Below are 21016 nucleotides of genomic sequence, written 5' to 3' on the forward strand. Positions count from 1 at the left end.
ATTTTGAGCGCGGAGCGAACCATGACGACAGCCGTTGAGCACAAAGCAGAGCCCGGGTGGCATGAAATTCTGAGGGGAGAGTTCTCAGCGGTGTCCGCCGTCCTTGCGGCTGGCATCGCGCTTCACGCAGTGAACATTACCCTTTCCGCTACGATGCTGCCTTCCATCGTGGCAGAAATTGGCGGACACAGTCTTTACGCCTGGAACGCCACACTCGCGACGCTTGCCGCAATCCTCAGCGCGGCAGTCACCGGGAAATTGTTAAGGCGCACGGGTGTTCGCCTTGGGTTTGGGATGGCCGGGATTGTCTTTGCAACAGGCAGCCTGCTTGCCGCATTGGCGTGGAGCATGCCGGTTTTGCTGGTGGGGCGGGTCATTCAAGGCGCGGGCGGCGGGATGCTGTTCACGCTCTGCTATTCCATGATCATCATCGTCTATCCGGAACGCCTGTGGTCCCGGGCGATGGCGCTTTTGTCAGGAACTTGGGGGATCACAATGCTGTTTGGTCCAGCCATCGGAGGGATCTTCGCCGAGTTTGGCATGTGGCGTATGGGGTTCGGGATCATGCTGCCGATTACCGCCTTGTTTGTCGCCCTGACCTTAATACTGCTTCCTCGCAGTCCGCAGGATCATAGGCCGACCGAACCACTTGCGTTCGGGCAATTGGTACTGCTTGCAGGCTCGGTGTTGGCGATCTCACTCGGAAGCATCGCACCATCTATCACATGGGCCGTTGCGGCCGTGCTGGTTTCTATCTTGCTTTTGTTATCGCTGATGCGCCGCGAACAAATCAAAACCGTGCGGCTGTTCCCTCGTGGTGCGACCGTCCCGGGAACACCTCTGTTTCTGGCATTGTCGGTCATGGCTCTTTTGATTTTCTGCATCAATGCCGAGTTTTTCATGCCGTTTTATCTGCAGCGGCTGCATGGGTTAAGCCCGCTGATGGCAGGTTATGTGGCCGCGTTGGTTTCCATTGGATGGGCAGCGTCAGAGGTTTATTCCGCACGCTTCACGGGTCGAAAAATGCACCAAGCGGTTCTCGCAGGTCCAATCCTGATGATGATTGCGTGTGTGGTGCTTGGCGTGGCCACACCAATGTTTGGAAATGCAGGACCAGCCATGACGTCACTGCTGTCAATCGCCTTGATTGTACTGGGTGTTGGCATCGGCGTTGGCTGGCCTCATCTCAATACATTCATACTGCAATTCACGGATGAGAACGAGCGGGACATGGCCGCGTCTGCCCTGTCCACGGTGCAGATGTTTGCAGTCGCGTTTGGGACTGCCGCGGCAGGTCTGGTTGGCAATTTCACCGGGTTCAACGACGCTGGGAACCAATCGACCATAGCAAATTCTGCAATCTGGCTGTTCGTGACTTTCGGTTTGGTCGCCGGGGTTGCCGTTCTTGCCAGCCGCACCCTGATTGCCGGACAGAAGGAGTAGCAGGATGGAACAACTATTCCCGGACCTGTGGCAAACACCGCTTGAACTGCGCTTTGGGACATTGAAGTCCCACGCCTTTCTCCTTCAGCATCCTGCAGGGCGAGATATGATCTATGTTGCTGAGGAACCATCGACACTGCACGCCATCAAGGCATCCGGAAATGTCGATCACCTGTACCTCAGCCATAATCATGAGATCACTGACGGGTTGGCCGACGCGAAATCTACACTCGGTGCGCCTTTGGTTGGACACGCCAGAATGCAGCAGTACTTCCCAAAGGGCCTGAAGCTGGACCAAACGATTCAAAAGGAAAGTCGCGTCAAACTCAACGGCGGGTTGGAGGCGATCTACACGCCGGGGCATACGGATAACAACATCAGCTATAGGTACGTTTCACCGCACGGTAAGACGTATCTCTTTGTTGGTGACACTTTGTACCCTGATAACGGCGAGTGGAGAGCTTTGGTCATGGCAAGCCACGGGGGGAACAGGAAAACGTTGATAAAAACACTCGAACAACTCAAAGCCGTCCAAGCCGATGTTATCATCCCCAGTGTCGCCATCGGGAACTACCAAATAACTGAACTGACCAAGAGCGACTGGCATGCCGCATTGGATGCAGCCATCTTGTCTTTCCCGTGAATTAGGAACAGGCAGCACCGTTTATTCCGGAAACTCATAACGTGCCAAATCAAAAGGAGTGTTCAGGTCCACATGCCACCCAACATAAGGGCTGGACATCTGCAGGACCTGAGCTCAACCGCTCTTCTCGACCAGAAAATCGATCATGGCACGGGTTTTGGCGGGTAGGTTATCGCGGCTGGCATAGATCACGTTGACCCCGATCGGGGGGGCGCGGAAGTCGGGCAAAATCGCAACAAGAGTTCCGGCAACCAGTTCAGCCTGACAGGAAAGCTCCGGCAGACGGGTGATCCCAAGACCGGCAAGGGCCAGCGCCTTTTCAGTGTGGCCATCATTGCATCGAATACGTGGTACGATTGGCACTGTGATCACCTCTCCATCTGGTCCCGGGTAGTTCCAGTTTTGGGTGACCCCGTGAAACGAAAAATCAATAAGTTGATGCCCTTTTAGGTCATCAGGGTGAAGTGGTGTGCCGTATCGCTTCAGATAGGAACGCGAAGCCACTGTCAGACCCTGTGTGCGAAATATCTCGCGGGCGATCAGGTCAGACGGGGGCAGATCACCGATGCGCACCAGTAAGTCGATGCCTTCACCGATCATGTCGGCGCGGCGTTCGGATACGTCGATGTTCAGATCAACCTCGGGGTATCGCTGAAGGAATTCAGGCAACCAGCCATTCAGCCACCCATGCGCGAAAACCACAGGAACGCTCATCCTCAGCTCCCCAAAGGGCCGGTCGCCGACCGAATGCAACCGGTTCTGCACCGCACGGGTGTCATCCACAATCCGCCGCGCGTTTTCATAGTATATGCGCCCGGATTCCGTCAGACTGATCCGGCGTGTTGTCCGGTTCAGGAGTCGAGTACCCAGACGTGCTTCAAGCCGGGCGATCTCTTTGCTGACGTGGCTGGGCGTATGACCCAATAGCTTGGCGCCCGCACTCATACCTTCCTGCTCTACCACTGTGCAGAACAGAACCATGCCGTCGAATAGATCCTTATTATGATCCATATGGAATAAATGCCGTTCCATCCAAGCTATTAAAGTTCATTACAGGCATAGCTACCTTTGTTGCAAGCAAAGGAAAGGCCAAACCATGTTGGACATCAGAAACTTCGATCACATTGGCATCCGTATCAGCAACCGCGAAGCTTCCGTCGCCTTTTATGAGATGCTTGGATTCGAACTGATCGCAGACGGTGGCTATGACAAAGGCCATCCGCTGGTGATGCTGCATCCTTCGGGGATCAATATAAACCTGCTGGGACCGGCAACGGCAAAGGCTGGTGCAAACATCCTGATGGACGAGCTCGAGAAATATCCGGGCATCACTCACCTTGCTGTCAAAGTGAAGGACGCAGAAGCAACCGAAGCCTTTGTCACCGAAAAAGGCATCACCATTACGGGCCGTCGCGAATTTCGCGGGACCAAAACCATCTTCATCCGCGATCCGGATCGCAATGTACTGGAGCTTGTCGGCCCCGGTCCGTCTGTCGCGCAGCTGATCGCCGAGCATGTGCACAACTGAATTCCAACCATCAATGGAGACATTCTAATGATCACTTTCTTAAAACCGATCACTGCAGCCTTGAGCCTGACCATCGCCGCCACAGCGCTGCCGGTATGGGCGGAAACTCCGATGATTAAAACAGTAGATGGAATAGCTAGTTATCCGGAGGGCTATCAGGGCACACCGGTCCGTGCCGCCGACGAAGACCCGTTTCTGTCGCCTACCAACTCGGCGCTGATCCTCATCGACTACCAGCCACCAATTTTGGCCGGGGTGAAGAACATCGACCATGAAGAGCTGATCAACAACACCACGGGACTGATCAAAACCGCCGTGATTTATGATATTCCGATCATCTTCAGCCATGTCGCCGTGGGCCTGAACGGTTATGATCCGATGATCGAAGAACTGAGCGAACTGGCTCCAAACGCGGTATTTGTTGACCGGACCAACGTGAACGCCTGGGAAGAGCCAGAGTTTGTAGCTGCGGTTGAAGCAACGGGCCGAAAGAAGCTGATCATGGGCGGTCTTTGGACAGATGTCTGTCTGGCCTATCCCGCCATTGAGGCCGAACTTGCCGGATATGAGGTCTATGTACCGGAGGACACTGTAGGCTCAATCACTCAGCTCAGCCACGAGAACGGAATGCGCCGCATGATCGAGGCAGGGGTCGAACCGATCACATGGAACGTGGTCCCGGCAGAGTTGCAACGCGACCATGCGCGTGCCGACAAGTTGCAGGCGGTTACCCGCGTGTTCATGGAACATCTGTTCAAAGTCGATCCGGATTCAACCTGGTAAACCCAACATCGGTCAGAGGCTTCGCTCAGGGGCCTCAACCGGTGATCGTAGAATTTTTTGTTAGACGCTCTCGCAACCGCTCGATGACCACGTACAATACCGGAACAAGCACGAGGCTAAGGATTGTAGCGACAATCATCCCGCCAAAGACAGCCGTTCCAAGAGACCTGCGCGCTGCAGACCCGGCACCGCTGGCTATTACCAGTGGTACAACGCCCAGAATGAAAGCGAATGCAGTCATCAACAATGGCCGAATTCGGATACGCGCTGCCTCCATTGCCGACTCCTCAATGGAAAGCCCCTCCTGGCGTCGACGTCGTGCGAACTCAACAATCAGGATGGCACCCTTGCTTGCGAGACCGATCAGCATGACCAACCCAATCTGACAATAGATATTGTTGTCATAGCCGCGGAACCACTGCGCGACGAGGGCACCGAATATCGCGAGTGGAACCGCCAACAGTACCATGAAGGGCATGACGAAACTCTCGTACTGGGCGGCCAGAAACAGGAAGGCAAAGACAACCGCCAACGCGAAGAGGATCGGAGCCACATTCCCCGCCTTGATTTCCTGATACGCATTGCCAGTCCACTCATAGGTATAACCGCGTGGAAGCGTTTGCTTCGCCAAGGTATCCATGGCCGCGATAGCCTGACTGGAACTGTGTCCTGCTCCTGCGGCACCATTGATGCTGGTCGAGCGGAACAAGTTATAGTGGTTGATGGTACGTGCGCCGATCTGAGGCTGAAGCTTCACCAAAGCACTTAGTGGAACCATACTACCTTGGTTGTTGCGCACATAAAGTCGGCCAATATCTTCTTCGGCTTGCCGAGCATCGACGTCGGCCTGCAGATAGACCTTGTACACTCTGCCGTAGATGTTGAAATCGTTGACGTACACGCCTCCTAAAAATGTCTGCAATGCATCAAAAACATCGCCAATCGAAATTCCCTCGGTCAGTGCTTTGGTTCGATCAAGTTCGATATGCAGTTGCGGTGTGCTCGCCGAAAACGGGCTGAACAGGCCAGATAACTCAGGTAGGGCATTTCCAGAAGAAACCATTTCCCGGGTCACCTGCTCCAGATCCTGAAGCGAGCCACCGCTTGTATCCTGCAGTTCGAACTGGAACCCCCCGGTTGGCGAAAGGCCAAAGATGGGGGGAGGGTTCAGTGTTGTAAGAATTCCACCTGGAAGCTCGTCGAACTTGGCTTGCGCTTTGGCCATGATTTCAGTGACGCTTTCACCGGAACCCTTTCTCTTGTCCCAGGGTTCGAGAATTGCGAACAGGTTGCCCTGATTGGGGGCAGACGTGTTGGTCAAAATGCTGAAGCCGGTGAAAGTAATGACACCTTTGACGCCCGGAAGATCATGCAGAATTTCGTAAGCCTCATCGACAACCTTCTGGGTCTGACCCAGCGCTGTGCCCTCCGGCGCTTCAAGGCTGATGATGAAGTAGCCCTGATCTTCGTTTGGGATAAAACCCGCGGGCACGACGGTGAACATATAAACAGTTCCCGCCAATAAAGCAGCGAACCCCAGTGCGACTGGTTGCCAAACCCGGATGAACCAGCCAACCACCGCCTCGTAGCGACGCGTGAACCAAGCAAAGCCGGTATCGAATTTCTGGATTATCTTGGCTTTCGGTCGCGCACCGCCCAGAAGTAACCCACACAGTGCTGGGCTGAGTGTCAGGGCGTTAATTGCTGAAATCGCAACAGCTGACGCAATCGTAAGGGCGAATTGTTGGTAGAGTTTTCCTGTCAGGCCGGGCATCAAAGCAACTGGTATGAAAACCGCCATGAGAACCAGTGAGGTGGCCACAATCGGGCTGGTGACTTCGTCCATTGCGCGGCGCGCTGCTACCTTTGGATCTGTTTCACCGTTCTCAATGTGCCTCGATACATTCTCGACCACGACAATTGCGTCATCGACAACCAGACCGACCGCCAGCACCAGACCAAACAGCGTCAGCAGATTGATGGAAAAGCCCAAGGCCAGCATCAAAGCGAAAGTGCCGATCAAGCAGACCGGAATTGTTATCACCGGAATAAGTGCCGCCCGCAGATTGGGTAGAAAAACAACGATGACAAAAACAACCAGCAGGATCGCTTGTCCAAGTGTGAAAAGAACATCACGAATAGCTTCGCGATCGAAATTCGTCGTGTCGTAGATAACCGTGTATTCAAGGCCCTCGGGGAAATCCTGTGACAGCTCCGCCATGGTTTCGCGAACCTCCGATGCCAACTGTAGTGCGTTGGCGCCCGGCAGCTGCATAACGCCAAGACCCACCGTCGGACTGCTGTCGAGAGTTGAACTGAACGAATAGTCTTCGGCACCCAGTTCCACGCGTGCGATATCCTTGAGCCTTATGACCGAACTATCATCGCCAATGCCCAAAACTATGTTTTCAAACTCTTCCTTGCTCTGCAGCCTTCCCTTTGCCGTCAGTGTCAGCTGGAATTTCTGAGTTGCACCGTTCGGTGGCGCGCCCAATGCACCGGCAGCGACCTGCTGATTTTGCTCTGTGATCGCGTCATAAACGTCAGACGTGGTCAGGCCGAGGCTCGCCATTTTTTCAGGATCAAGCCAGATCCGCATTGCATAGACCCGTTCCCCCCAAACCATAACCGTACCAACTCCGGGGATACGCTTGAGGCGATCAGTGATGTGGATGTCTGCGTAATTGGAAATAAACAGTTCGTCGAACTCGCCGTTTGGCGAAATAAGGTTGACCCCCATTGTCAGGTCAACCGACTCCTTTGTGACGGTCACGCCAGATGCGACGACCTCGTCGGGGAGTTGAGCCATTGCGGTGGATACTCTGTTCTGAGTGTCCACGGCAGCGATACTGAGATCGTAACCTTCCTCGAAAGTGACCGTTATGTTTGAAGTGCCATCGTTAGAGCTGGTGGAGGCCATGTAAACCATACCCTCGACACCGTTGATCTGTTCCTCAAGGGGGATGGTCACCGCCTCTTCGACAACTTCGGCGCTGCCGCCTGTATACGTGGCGCTGACAACAACCGTCGGGGGCACCACTTCCGGGAACTCACCGACGGGAAGCAGAGGGATCGAAATCAGCCCGGCGATTACAATTACCAACGCGATTACCGAAGCGAAAACGGGTCTGAAGATGAAAAACCGGCTCAGCATTCAGCCATCAGCCTTATCAGCATCCGAGCCAGCGGATGGTTTTTTGACGTCGACTGCCATGCCAGGGCGGACGCGTTGTTGTCCCTGTACGATCACCTCTTCGCCGTCTTTCAGACCCGACATAACTATGCGGCGACCCTCATAGTTTTGCCCAACAGTTACCCGACGTGTTTCGGCCTTACCGCTCTTGTCGACGACGAACACAAAGAAGCCGGCTTGATCCTGTGCAATAGCTTCAGAAGGTACAGTTATCTGTCCTGACTGCTCGGCAAGCTGGATGTCCACTTTGGCGTATTGACCTGGGCGGAGCGTTCTTTCGGGATTGGGAAATACGGCACGCACAGCAATCGTACCGGTCGTTGGATCGACCCCCGGATCGGAAAAGTCGAGTGAACCCGCGTGCGGGTGAACGCTGCCGTCAATCAGCGTCACCTCAACCTTCAGATCCGGATTTGCCGATCTGTATTTTTCCAGTTCCAGAAATTGCGTTTCGCTCGGGCTTACATAGACGAAAAGCGGATCCATCTGGACCAGTTCAGTCAAGACGGTATCGTTCGCCGAAACGATATTGCCAACATCCTGATAAACCCGTCCGATACGTCCACTAATGGGGGCGGATACAGTAGCGTAGTCGAGGTTGACCTGAGCCGAGTCCACCGCGCCCTGGCTGCTGTCGAGGTCACCCTTGGCTTGGGCTGCGTTGGTGGTCGACTGGTCCAATTGCTCTTCGGCTACAGTCCCGTCACTTGCCAGAGCGGAAAAACGCTCCTTCTCCCGGGTTGCAAAATCAAAGCCAGCCTGGTTTTTGTCTCGTTCGCCCATGACCCGTTTTAGCTCAGTGGCATAAGGACGCTGGTCGATAACAAACAGAATGTCGCCTTTCACGATATCTGTGCCCTCTTTGAAAGGTCGAGATTCAACATGACCATCGACCCGGGATCGGACGAACACTGTGTTTGGTGACTCAGTACGCCCGGTCAGTTCAAGAAAAAGTGGCACCTCTTCCGTTGTTGCTTGGGCGACAACAACTTTCGGGGCTGTGGCTTTTGTTTCATCCGGCTCATTCTCGTAGCAACCGACAATGAGGAACAGAGGGCACAATGACAAAAGATGGCGTACCCTCCAACATTTTCCCATTTTCTCTTGCCCAATGCGCACTCGCCCCTCCCAAAAACCAATACCCTGACTAACAGATAACTTAATTTGTCAATTTTATCACCAACAACAGTTTCTTGTGCGCCCGCGATTTCTAGTGAAGATTGCCAGCGTAAGATTTTCAGCGAATGGGCCTGGGGTTTGGCGGGAAAAGTATCGCCTCTGGTCAGTGTCGTGTTGATTGCCCCCGCAGGATCGTTGGTCAGGTTAAAACTCGTGAACAATGCCGCGTCACCGCAAATCCCTCACCATCGTTCGTCGTATAGTCTCTAAGCCACACGACACACCCAAGCAGATTTAAGGCTTGCCCAAAAGTGATCCAACGCGATGCTTTGAGAGAAAGAGCGGGAACGACGCAGCGCAAGCCAGAAGAAATTCTCGCAGAACTGCGACAAGTTGAACGATTAGGAACTGCAGCCATGACTTTCGCTGCCCAAGTATCTCTGAAACACGACAATCTTCCCAGAAATTTGGTATTGGATGACGCTACTCACTTCTCTTGTTGGTCATTTGACATGCGTCAACCATTTGGCGGAACGTCATCAAACAGAGCTGAACGTACGCCTTCTTGCATTTCAGCTGTACAACTATTGGTAAAAACGCCCACCTGAGAGCGCAGCTTCCAGCACTCAGCGTGTACTAGAGATACCTCTGCAGGCAAACGTTCACGAACGCATTGTGAAGAACGCCCTATGAGCTTCCAAAAACTGTCTCCAAACCACATGTATCCTGCAGCAACTTCTACATAATTTTGGCAGAGCCGGTAGCGGCCAGGATTTTGGCTGGTATCTACAATCTGTTGCTCAAGTGGGAATGGCAAACCGTTGGATTTCATGGGCAAGCCTTCCATCGACAGGCCGAGCGCCTTAAAGTCAAGCGGATCACAAATATTCTGATAGTACTGATAGTTTTCATCAACTAAATGCGCCTGCGTGAAATTTAGACTGTCCGCTAGTGTTGCTGAGATTAATTCGTCGCAAAACTCAGGGGTTAAAACAGCCAAGTTAGACTTGATGAACACGTGATCGTAATTTTGACCAGCGTTTTGTCCATAGCTGAAGCTGAACCCGTCTCCCAACACTTCAAATGATGGAACATGAGCACCGTCAAGAATCTCCTCGATTTTGGATGCTCTTATAGAAGTCCGATTGATGTCAGCCGATCTAAATGAGACCGATGTTTCATCTGGAATACCTGTGTAGTGAAACTGAGACCATATTGCTGAAATATCCAACTGCTTCCAGCGTCCAATAATCCACAGCGCCCGATCAAATCGACTAGAATTCATAGATCTTCACCCAGCAACATCAAGAAACTACAAGTCTGATCGCTCGTGCCTGAAGTAGATCGATCTCGCCCGAAACTGGAGACGTGATGATCTATTCATAGACTGACGCAGCCTGCAAAAGCTTATATAAATCCGACCAAGTGATATAATCATCGCTGGGCTTATCAAACCAGGTATTGTTGCCCTCGACGTCCTTCAGCCAAGCCTGCATAGCTTCAACGAATCTACGTGTGTCGGTATTCTCAGCCGGAAAACTCTCGTCGTCCAACAAGAACGAAAGTGCATCAGCGAAGTCCGCGCTAGATTTGATGTCATTCATATTCTTAGTGTCCCCTGACCACGATGTCTTGCCCCCCGTTTGGCGTAGTGAACTTGAAGGTATCATGCTTAATTTCTGCCGCCGTCGCTGGTCTTGACGGTTTAGTTCGGTTAGCAGCCCGCCTTTTCATCAGGGTAGGGGAAATCAAAAAGTTAGTTCACCATTAGAAATACTTAGTGCAAACTCAAACAAGTCAGATGATACTACCTGCTCGATGCCTGGACCTATCGCAATGATCCTCGTTTTAGGCCCCGCATTTGTGTCCAGATAGAAATAAACTCCCGTGCCATCATCCGCGATAGGAACGTAAGCAGGGACTTCACTGCCGGCTTGCCGCCACTCCTTAAGCTGCCGAGAAACCTTAACAACGTCTTGCCAGAGCGGCATCTCGCTATCATTAACACTTGGCAGACCATAGATTTCAACACCATCAAGTACTACGGCACCGTAATCTGACAAAAATTCGCGATACTGAACTGGAAAAACAACCATAAGTTCAGCTTCCGCATCATGGATTTTATTGTCTGAGCATGGACCGGCAACTTCTCCAGTCGCACACATCTGATCAAACTCTGTTTTGGCATCCATTGTCGTGCACTCTCACTCAGTTATTTGCCTTGATTTAACAAAATCTTGATATCGTTCTTGCCAATAGGATTTTGAGAAGGCGGCGGATGACTTCCATCTGAGTATTTCTTCCGTGTATCAAAACTCATGATTTGTTGAACATTTCATACACCCACCGCGCCAATTCGGCGGAAGATCGAGTTTCCTTGCGAAAGCATTCTTCGCCACGTTCTCTTGCAACGATTGCCATCTTTCCGTCTTCCAAAATCTCGATGTATGGCGACCCAAATTCTTCCACTTCAGTGCTCAGAGGAAAGCTCTCATATGGGTTCCCTTTCTTCTGCGCGTATTGAAAGAAACAATCAGTAATTTCTCGCAGGCTCATGTTGATCAACTCCGTTATTTTAGTTGCCTGATGAAACCTTGTTTTACCAACTCATCAATGCTCATCGGCAACTGATACTGTGTCCCTCCACCGATTTTACCAAACCAAGGTGCGGCACTGCCTGAGTTCACCTGTGGAATTGGCTTTAACACTTCATATTGTCGATATGGCGAGTTTTTACTCGAATCCGGCAAAGAGCGTTGGTCAAAAGGTACATCTCTAGGTGCTACAAAGGCTCCTCGATCGGTGAAGTTACCTTTTTCATCAAACCGCCCGCCATAGCGGTCGAACGTTTGACCTGGTTGAAGTTCTCTAATTGTTGGCGGCCCTTCGAAACCATAATTTGGTGGCCAATCAATTTCACCGGTTGACTTCACCCAGCGTGTGTCAACACCTAATTTCTCAGCACTTGCTATCTGTGCAGCAGTAGGGTTTGCGACAGGTGCCCTATTTGTGGAACTACCTTCTACCTTGATCCCGGTGCCCTGAAGGTTTGGTCCAGGAGAACACGATGTAATGTTGCCGGAGGCGCATTCAATTACGTCAGAGACACCTAGTGCAACGCAGGTTCTAGGAGTAGCGGCGCAAACAGAGGGGCCGAGCACCACAGCACCGGTTACCACCGCTAAAAACTGCTTCGTCGCCTCAACTGTTTCAACATCGTCTAGGTAGTCGGCGTAAGCCTCAGTGTAGGCTTCGGCGCAAGCACCATCGGATACGCCTCCGCAGCGGGTTTCCTGGTAGTCCTCATAGCCGTTCAGGAAGTCGATGTTCTGATCGAGTTGCTGCTGCGCAGGACCAGACACAAACAGCGCACCAGAAACACTCAAAAGTTGTGCTGCATAGGGGCTCTCCGAAGACAACGCAGCTATCGCTTCATCATAGCTTACGGCTTCTGCCAAAAAGCTATCTATGCATTCGTTGGTGAAGCACGTATTTGCAAGCTCGCGGTCATTCTGAAGACCAACATTGGCAAAATGAACTGCAATATCGCGTTGATCCGCCTTTGAGCATCCACCGTCCTGCGCATGGCACGCTTCGAGAGCGGCTTGCATATTCGCCAGATCTGTATGTTTCAGGTAGTTGTTGAGGATTGCAGATTGACCAACGAATGATCCTGTACTGACGTTATCCGCTTCTCCACCTGAAACTAGATATCCGGCAACGGCTCCAACGACAGAAGCCAATCGATTTTGCTCTTCAATGCTGAGAGAACTATTCCCGGCGATACCGGAATAGATACTGGCCGCAATTCCGCCTGCCGCTCCTGATTTACAGTCCGCACCGGACGCTTCGGCTGCGGCACATCCTGCCAAAGCATGCAACAACATATGGCCGGCCGAGCCTTCCCCACCGTTGATGGGGATACCGTCCTCGTTGGTGAACAACCCACCGATTTCAAACTGGGCATCCGCCAAAGCGAGGTTGGTAACGGTTTGGACAAGGCTTGCTGAGAACCCTTCTGCAAAATCGGTTCCATAGACGGTCGAGCTCAGACCGGAAGAAATCGCGCCATCCAAGGCGCCCTCCAGAATGCCACCAATGGTCAATTGAGCAACGTCACCATTTCCGAACCCATTGATCAATGCATCATTCAGGGGGCTGTTTTCGGGGATATTCAGGTTGATGCCTGATGTGAGTCCCGCTGACACGCCTGAGAACGCAGCTGCTTCCAGAATCGCCCCCAGATCGAGATCTCCGGCAACAACGCCATCCAGCGTTTCGACGAGCGCCGTTGAAGTGAAGGCGGTCGCTCCGTTGTAGAGACCTGTCGTTAGCGCCGTGGCGCCCTCTGCTGCTGCGGCAGTTGTAAGCTCTGGAAGCAAATTCCCCACGAGATTGGGCGCGACATAGGCAGCGACCGCAATCGCAACGAGCGCCTTGAACGCGGGCGAGAGCTGAGTTTTTTCTTCATAGAAATACTCATCCGCCAGTTCCTGACTAATCAGTTCCAGACCGTCGATGGCCAGAAGTTCCTCAGGATAGAGATCTTGCGGGTTTGGTGCATCAACACCTGCGGTTTGATACACTACCAACTCAGCATCACCGCCGATGTCAAAACTCATGCCTTGTCCGGCAAGCAATTCGGTCAGAACGGCCGTTTCCGTAAAGCTGGTCTCGGTGATCGTGGTTATGGTGACCAGACCCATGTCGGTCTCGAAGAACTCGGAGCGGTGGCTGTCGATGGCGGCCTGAACCGAGAAATCACCCCCGGTTTTGATGTTCAGGTTCTGGCCAGCTGACAGCGTTGCACCGACCAAAGTGGTGTCTGAGCCGGACACGATGCTGAGATCGAGCGCTGCCAAAGCATCTGTGCCGGTGTTGATGTGGTCAACCGTATGCAGCTGGCTGGATTTGCTCAGCAATCCGCCAAGGTAACTCTTCTCTTTGGTATGCGTCTCTTCAAACACATCGGTGTAGGTTCCGACGAGGATGTTGCCCTCGGTCGCAGTGAGGTTGATGTCACCTGATGCGCTGGCGAACTCTGTCCCGGCAGTGGTCAGGTCACCTGTCTCGGCGATAATATCGATATCACCACCTGCTGTGATTCCGACGCCACGGTTGGTGACGGCAAGCGTAGATCGCGTCTCCTTCTTCTTCGACAGGAACCCTCTGCTGGTTTTGCGGGTTTCCGATTTAGCTATGTCCTGCGCGGCAGCCAGAACTACATCGCCAGCCGCTGCCAGATGTGCCTTTCCGCCCGCATCTATCTGTGTACCGACCAATACCGCGTCTCCGCCTGCATTGGCGATGAAGTCCCCACCTGTAGACAGTTGCGTAACCTGGGCGGTCAGGGTCAGGCGATCCGTCCCGTTCTTCGCATCGCCTTCACTGTATTGCACGCCGGATTGCTCGGTGAGCAGGTAGAGACTGCCACCCGCTGTTAGCCGCGTGTCCCCTGTGACCTGGGCCTGAACACCGGCCAGTGTCATGTCAGCAGAGGAGATGATCGACAGGTCACCACCCACGTCAAAGCGCGAGGCAAGGTTCTCGGTGATCTTGGTGACACTTGTGTTGGTGTAATATTCTTCTGTTTGCGCCAGGCCTGCGATGACGACGTTTCCGGCGGCAAATATAGAGGTGTCCGAAGTCGATCTGATCACCAGCGCTTTACCGGAGAAATCTCCGCCTGTGATGATATTAACCAGGTCTCCACCAAGTTCGGTGTCTTCAAAATCAATGTTCCCGAACGACGTCAGGGACAGGGAGCCGCCTTCTGCGATCAGCGACCCACCTGAACCCGTGATGCTGCCGGCCGTAATCTTCAGATCACCACTTTCGGATGCATTGGCTTTATCCAGTGATGCCAACACTCCGCTTTCGGACAAGCCGAACCGGTCGCCGAACCCGACAAATTCTGAGCCGGGTGTTTGGACTGCGTTGTCACCGTCAAAGCTTGCGCCGTCGCTTTGATATCCATTCCATTCGGTGGGCCGATTGATGTTTTGGAACAGCTCATTCTGAATCTGCAAACGATCCAGGAAATAATCAGAGGAAAGCAGGTCCTCATAGGAAACCGGCATGGTTCCGAAATTGGTACGACCTTCACCAATCAAAGCATCCAGGTTTGCAAGCGTCTGAAGCTTGGGCTGAACCGGGTCAAGAGACGGGAGGGTCACCACATCCGGTTGAACCGGTGCCAGCGCCGGCAAGTCCAGAACATCCGGCTGAACTGGTGTCAGGGATGAAGCCGGAACGATCAGATCAGGCAGAGGCGCCTGGGTTACGTTGGAGTTTTCCCGCGGAGGAACAACGCTAGCAGTTCCGGATCGAATATCTCCGTTCGCCACTACTGACGCGCTGTTGATGTTGACAGCTCCACCAGCCAGCACTTGGCCGATCTCAGACGTTGCTCCGTTAGAGGTTTCGCGGGAGATCGGGGAATACGTTACTCTTTCGGTGCGCGTGGTGAAGGCCGCGTCACTACCACCGCTGCCCTCGTTGATCTCGATGGTCAGGTTTCTTGTATATGTCGCCGTGTGCGTGACCCTTGTGTCCTGATACCCATTGTTTGCAAAACTGGAGCTTTGAACGTCGATCCCGCCTTCAGCAGAAATCAGACCGGCGTCGTTGCGCACAGTGCCCGCCTGAATGGCGATACCCGCGCCAGACAGGATTTCAGGCTTCGCCCCGGAGGCTGCAACTGAGGTGCCAGTGCTCCACGTGACGCCGCCCTGGTTCGAGTAGACACCATCAAAACTGTAGATTGTTGCGCAGCTGCTCGCTCTGTCCGCGCCTCCGTTCGATCTGCTGCTCGTGAAACAGCTGCCCAGCTCCAGATCCGCTGGATTAGTCGAGACCCTTCGGCTACGTGTTTTGTTGTCTGGGGTTCCTGCAAATATCTCGACGCCCGATTGTGAGGGTTCCGTCACAATACTGTCGAAACGATTGACAAACGTTTCCGCCTCGATGGCCAAGCCACCATCTGCTTCAATACGCCCAGACTGGTTCAGCACCGTACCATCTCGTGCAACCAGTTGCATTGTCTCGCCGGACTTCAACAAACCACCGCGGTTGTTGAGATCAGATCCACTGCGCAGTTGAAGACTACCACTCGCTTTGATCGTACCCCGGTTCTCCAGGTCACCATCGAGATCGAGCAGAAGATCCCCGTCGAACTCAACCCGTTCTGATGCGGCGACGGTAAGCCCACCGGTTTCCAACGTGACCGCAAGACCATCGCCAGCGCGCAACTGATTGAAATGCGAGGCTCTCAGCCCTCCATTCAACGACCCGGATTGCAGCTCCAGTACCGACTGGCCCACCGCCAGCGCCTCTGCACCCAGGTTGGTCTGTCCGAAGGTTGCAATATTGGTGTTGCGGGCGTTTATCTGCCCTTGAAGATCAAGGTCTCCGGCTGTCACGGAAAGATCGGCCCGTTGACCTGCAATCATGGTGCCGTCAATGACCGCCCGATCCGTTGCTGTTACCTGCAAATCTGCAATGGCTGCAATTTGCGAGCTATCTCCAGTTTGCACATGATCACCGGACAGCACGACTGACCGTCCACGAGATCTGCCCGAATGCTCCAAAGTGCCATCACGAGCTTCGATGGAAACACTGTCCTGTGCTTCGGCTTGTCCGGCGATCTGAGCCGTGGTCCCGGAGAAAGCAATGGATCCGGCCACAATCTCGGATGCGTCTCCGGCTGTGAGTGAGGCTCCGGCCTTGATTTCGGCTCGGTTCTGAACCGCGGCACGTCCGTTAAGCGCGACTTGGGTCAGAGCGTCTAAATCAAGCGTATCCGCCACCAGTTCGGCGCCATCCTCGATGGTTACCGACGCGCCGGTCGATGTGATTGAAAGCTCTGCCCCCGAGGCGAGTTCGCCATCGAGGAGGATCTGATCTGTTGCCGTCACAGTGAGGCCATCCACCGCAGCGATCTGGGACGTTTCGCCAGTCTCAACAGTGTCGCCAATTATCGAGACGTTCTGCCCACGAGACACACCGCTATGCTCAACCGCGCCAACCGTTGCCTCAATCGTCAGCCCATCAACGGCCCGAAGTTCACCAGATAGCTGCGCAGTTTCCCCGGTGAGCGCCACGCTGTTGGCCAGCAGCTCTGAATCCGCCCCTGTGGCCAGCTCGGTTCCCGCCGACACAGAAGCTGTCTCATGAGCGGCGGCCTTGCCATCAAAATCAATACGAGTCTGCGCCTCAACATTCAGGGATTCAGCCAGAATCTCGGCATTTGTTTCAACGGCTATCCCAGCTGCTGTGGATTTGAGCGTCAGCCCCTTCCCAGCGACTAGCTCTCCGCTGATCTTTGCTTGCTCTGCGGCGGTTACGCTCAAATCACCTACTGCGGCGATCTGCGATCCATCGCTCGTTTGAATGTTGTCACCTGTTATCGTGACAGCTTGCCCGCGAGACGTACCCCTGTGGTCGACGCTCCCATCTGTCGCTTCAATGGTCAGGTTTTCAAGTGCTTGCACCTGGCCTTCAATCCGAGCGTCACCTCCGGTAAGAGCCGCAGATCCCGCGACCAGTTCTGAGCTGGCACCTGTTCTAAGCTCGGTTCCGGCCGTCAGTGAAGCCGCTTCCAGGGCAGCTGCCTTTCCGTCGAATGTCAGCTGTGTCAGCGCATTCACATCAATGGACTGTGCGAAGATTTCCGACGTGCCGTTCAGCGCTACGGAAGCACCGGTTGATGTTGCCTCAAACGCTTCGCGCGCAACAATCGCGCCGGAGATGTTTAACATACCGGCGCTTTCCAGACGGATTGCACCGCCCGCTGCCTGACCGTTGAAGGTCATGTCTCCGTTGCTGGTTCTGATGTCGATCAGATCGCCGCTCTCGGAAGTGATCGCGCCTTCAAGAAGGATTGGTCCCTGGTTGCGGACCTGAATGCGACCGCCCGCACGAATTTGCGGTGTGTGACCACCAGCAGGAGCACCCAGCGTCAGTTTCCCATCGGCCCGCAGCGCAATATTGGTTGAGGAAGCCATGTCCCCGTTCAGACGCACACCCACGCCGTTCTCGGTGGCAATCAAACGGATCGCATTGGCATACATGCCACCAAGAGCAGCGACATCCACAGCCAATGCCGGGGCCGCACCTTCTCCGGCCTGCTCGGTGATCCCTGTTACGGCGCCGGTCTCCGGGTCGTAAGACCAATTATAGTCCACCTGATTGGCACCGGCGACGACATTGAGCTGATCCGCACGCATTTTGCCGTAAATCGCGGCCGCTCGTGCAATCACATCGACACGGCTGGTGTCGGTCAGACCTATACGGTTTTCCGGGTTCAGACCTCCGGCACCGATTGTAACCGTCCCTCGGCGTACATCGAACCCAGTCAGTGCCCCATTACTGCCGAATTGCGGCTTTCCGGTTGTCAGAGTCGCACGGCCCGTGTTGATGAAACCACAGCCGTTGCAGGTGATGCCAAACTCGTTGGCGACCACCACATCCATGCGCTTTCCGGCGACCTCCAGAATACCGCCCAGCTGAGTCTGATTTCCGCCAACAACCTCACCGATCCACAGATTGGCCTCTTGTCCCGGCGCCAGGTTGCCGTTGCCTTCGATCACGCCGCCCAGTTGCGTATTGGTAATCGTCGCCGAGTTGTTCAAGATCAGGTCATTAGCTTGGAAGTCGGTGTAGACATCGTGGCTGACGCCCGCGCCATTCGGGGTCGAGATGTTGATTACGGTGGTGCCGTTCAGAGACTGGTCGACATGTGGACGCGGACCTGCGCTTGGGTTCACAGGTTGGATGTTCTGCGCATGAAGCAGCGCGGGTTGTATCGTCAGCGCCAGCGTCAGAATTGAAGAAACAACTTTCTCAAAAACACGTCTACACATGGACAACACTTCCCAAATTACTTTGAACGGCCAGAAATCTCATCAGAATTGCAACCTCAGACTGACATACCCAACGGTCTTGTCGGACTCGAAGGCTGGATTGGTGTTGGGTGGGGAATCCTCAGGTCGGCTTAACGCGTGCGCCACCTGCATCTGCAACGTGACCTGACTATTCATGATGACATCCGCACCCAGACTGACACCTGCCAGATGGTCCTGTGACCAGCGTCGCAGCGCCGACGGCTTGATATACCCAAGATCGAGGCCAGCATTCATGCGGACCTCAAATCTGGGTGCCTTGTATGCACCCCATTCGACGGTGTTGCGCAGATAGATACCGGTATCGCCATAGAGGCTATTGTCGTGAAAGCCGCGAACCGTGCTCCAACCACCGATACCGAACTGCTCAATCCCCGGCAGGATATCGTCCGAATATTGCCCGGCCAGCGTACCCCGATAGGTCAAACCGCTTTTCCCAATCGGAGTAGAGAAATCAGCGCGGAGTTTTACCAGTCGGAAATCCTGATCGATGACGCTCCGTTCCGGAATATCAGCTCCCAGAGCATCGAGTCCGGCCTTTAGGCCTATGTTCCAGAACAGCCGCCCCTGTCCGATGGTCTGTTCACCTCTCAGGCCAAGCGATGCAATCGTCAGGCGTTGACGTTGGCTGGTGATCTCGATGCCATTAATCGCGGTTTTAGTTCTGTTCAGCTTCAAATCACCATAGGCGTAAATCTTAGAGGTCTGGTTCCGCATCAATAACCGTTCGGTCAGAAGGATCAGGTATTGGCTGCGCCCCTCTGTGACAAAGGACTGATTGATGCCCTGGGTTATGAAGCGATAGTCACTGGCTCCAAGATCCGCATTGAACAACCAGTTGCCCACCGGCAGACCCCAGTTGAGAGAAACAGAATCCGAATAACGCTCACCGCGTTCTTCAAAGGGGGTGGTGGTGATCCCAATCCGCAGTTGGTCATTGAGATTCAATGCATTGTCGAGACCAAAGGTGCTGGTGCCTTTGATCCGGCCGGTGGATTCGAAACCGGAATTGTCAAACTGAAAATCCAGATACCACGGGCGTCGATCCTGCACATCAACCTGGATGAACGAACCACCAGGCGTCTCTCCGGGCACTAGCTGGAATTGTCCGCTCGCCGACCGGGGTGCGTTGATGTTCTCCAGCCCCTGTTCCAGGTCGCGTAAATTCAGGAGGTCACCGCGTGCAGTCGGAAAGGCCGTATTCAGACGCAAATCCGCTGGTTTGCCGGTGCCGTAGACATACCCTTCGATCCGGCCCGGCACGATGGTGATCGCAAGTGAGCCATCTGCAATGTCCTGTTCCGGCACATAAGCGCGGGTCGTGATGTAACCCAGCTCCTGATAGAATGTGTTGATCAGGTTCAGTGTCTGCGCAATGTCGGCCGCTGTCGCACAGGTGCCAATCAGATCGCGATACCCTTCGGGCTGATGTTTGAAAGCTTCAAAACCTTCGAGGTCAATGCTGCGGATATCGAAACAAGGACCACCGGGAGGTGGGATATAAAACTCCTCCCCAGCGGTTTGATCCTGCACTACATCCTCACGCTCTTCGAATTGCCTGCGGCGACGTTCCTGTTCTTCGGTCTGCTGAGTTTGTTGCTGAAGAATATCATTGTCGATGCGCTGCAAATCACCGGGCGAGACGCCTTGCGCCCAAGCGCTGGTGGTCATCAACAGGATAGCGCTGAAACCAAATGCTGCGGTCACAGAGTGGGATCGCAAACCCATCAGTTGTCCCCCGCAGTGCTGAACCGACTAAAAGCGGCTGTGAACCCGCGCAGAGAAACGGGAAAATCAACGGCCTTGTCGCGGGCGGTCCAAACTCGGGCCTTAACCTCTAGCCCCTTGCGAAAGGCTGACAGAACATCCCCTTCCATCCGAAATCCAGCGTGGCAACCAAATTGGTCGCAGACTTCATACAGGACCTTGAAGGGGCGACGGTTGTCTACATGTAGCTCGATGCCCGGGGCCAGATAGACACCAACTGGAACCGTCATGACTGCATAGCTACGATCCGTGTTTTCATCGTCAGACACACTCATCAAAAAGACAGGCGGGCCATTCTCTTCGGCGGCAACGCTCTGCATCATCTGGCAGACGGCATCCCGTTCAGCCGGCTGGCACAGAACCAGCCAATCTGAAAACACCTCTTCCGTGGGCTGGGGTTCAACCACTTGCGCCAAAGCCGCCGACTGGAAGAGGGCGAGACCGATACTCATGGCCAGCCGGTTTAGAGAACCGCTCCTCATGCGCACTCAAACCTGTATGTCATGCGAACGTGTAGCGTGTTCACCGGAAAACTTGCTGTTTGGACCAATTGGCCAATGGCTGGGTTCCATGTTTTTTGTGTGTATGTGGTCTGTTTGTCGAACGGGGCGGAGACAGAGCGGGACGTGATAGTCGCT

14 protein-coding genes are annotated in these 21016 nt (G+C 54.0%); 4 read left to right on the top strand and 10 right to left on the bottom strand.

The features are described 5' to 3' along the window. Nucleotides 1-21 precede the first annotated feature (21 nt). Together ACR0IO_RS13515 and ACR0IO_RS13520 are read left to right on the top strand one after the other, a co-directional pair. Nucleotides 22-1443, top strand: coding sequence for an MFS transporter (locus ACR0IO_RS13515; RefSeq protein ID WP_480742155.1), 1422 nt, complete (start codon nt 22-24; stop codon nt 1441-1443). A gap of 4 nt (nt 1444-1447) precedes the next feature. Continuing rightward, complete coding sequence (locus ACR0IO_RS13520) at nt 1448-2086, top strand: MBL fold metallo-hydrolase (RefSeq protein ID WP_480742157.1); 639 nt, start codon at nt 1448-1450, stop codon at nt 2084-2086. A gap of 114 nt (nt 2087-2200) precedes the next feature. Here ACR0IO_RS13520 and ACR0IO_RS13525 read toward each other — a convergent pair whose 3' ends face one another. Further along, nucleotides 2201-3097 carry a LysR family transcriptional regulator gene (locus tag ACR0IO_RS13525; protein WP_480742158.1) on the bottom strand — a complete coding sequence of 299 codons (897 nt, stop codon included), beginning with the start codon at nt 3095-3097 and terminating at the stop codon, nt 2201-2203. 85 nt (nt 3098-3182) lie between these two features. Between ACR0IO_RS13525 and ACR0IO_RS13530 the strand changes: the two genes are divergently transcribed. Both ACR0IO_RS13530 and ACR0IO_RS13535 read left to right on the top strand, forming a co-directional pair. Beyond that, on the top strand, nt 3183-3614 hold the full coding sequence (locus ACR0IO_RS13530) for a VOC family protein (RefSeq protein WP_480742160.1): 432 nt from the start codon (nt 3183-3185) through the stop codon (nt 3612-3614). 27 nt (nt 3615-3641) lie between these two features. After that, nucleotides 3642-4397, top strand: coding sequence for an isochorismatase family protein (locus ACR0IO_RS13535; RefSeq protein WP_480742161.1), 756 nt, complete (start codon nt 3642-3644; stop codon nt 4395-4397). Nucleotides 4398-4431: 34 nt separating this feature from the next. Here the strand turns inward: ACR0IO_RS13535 and ACR0IO_RS13540 are convergent, their stop codons facing one another. From ACR0IO_RS13540 to ACR0IO_RS13580, 9 genes are all read right to left on the bottom strand, one after another. After that, a complete protein-coding gene (locus ACR0IO_RS13540; protein WP_480742163.1) occupies nt 4432-7551 on the bottom strand; it encodes an efflux RND transporter permease subunit in 3120 nt (1039 codons plus the stop codon). Continuing rightward, nucleotides 7552-8688 (bottom strand): efflux RND transporter periplasmic adaptor subunit, encoded by a 1137-nt coding sequence (locus ACR0IO_RS13545; RefSeq protein WP_480742165.1) that lies wholly within the window; start codon nt 8686-8688, stop codon nt 7552-7554. Between the two features lie 538 nt (nt 8689-9226). Next, a complete protein-coding gene (locus tag ACR0IO_RS13550) occupies nt 9227-9994 on the bottom strand; it encodes a hypothetical protein (protein ID WP_480742167.1) in 768 nt (255 codons plus the stop codon). A 91-nt stretch (nt 9995-10085) separates the two neighbouring features. Continuing rightward, complete coding sequence (locus ACR0IO_RS13555; protein WP_480742168.1) at nt 10086-10313, bottom strand: DUF7660 family protein; 228 nt, start codon at nt 10311-10313, stop codon at nt 10086-10088. A 144-nt stretch (nt 10314-10457) separates the two neighbouring features. Further along, on the bottom strand, nt 10458-10901 hold the full coding sequence (locus ACR0IO_RS13560; protein ID WP_480742169.1) for an SMI1/KNR4 family protein: 444 nt from the start codon (nt 10899-10901) through the stop codon (nt 10458-10460). A gap of 124 nt (nt 10902-11025) precedes the next feature. Then, entirely contained in the window at nt 11026-11265 is a 240-nt protein-coding gene (locus ACR0IO_RS13565) for a hypothetical protein (RefSeq protein WP_480742170.1), read from the bottom strand. A 14-nt stretch (nt 11266-11279) separates the two neighbouring features. Beyond that, nucleotides 11280-18572, bottom strand: a complete 7293-nt coding sequence (locus ACR0IO_RS13570; protein ID WP_480742171.1) for a two-partner secretion domain-containing protein — start codon at nt 18570-18572, stop codon at nt 11280-11282. Nucleotides 18573-18614: 42 nt separating this feature from the next. Further along, nucleotides 18615-20339, bottom strand: coding sequence for a ShlB/FhaC/HecB family hemolysin secretion/activation protein (locus ACR0IO_RS13575; RefSeq protein ID WP_480742172.1), 1725 nt, complete (start codon nt 20337-20339; stop codon nt 18615-18617). Continuing rightward, nucleotides 20339-20860: an invasion associated locus B family protein gene (locus ACR0IO_RS13580; protein WP_480742174.1), complete on the bottom strand. Its 522-nt coding sequence runs from the start codon at nt 20858-20860 to the stop codon at nt 20339-20341. The genes ACR0IO_RS13575 and ACR0IO_RS13580 overlap by 1 nt, the downstream gene beginning before the upstream one ends. Between the last annotated feature and the right edge of the window lie 156 nt (nt 20861-21016).

It is taken from the genome of Ruegeria sp. CE12, from assembly GCF_056537525.1.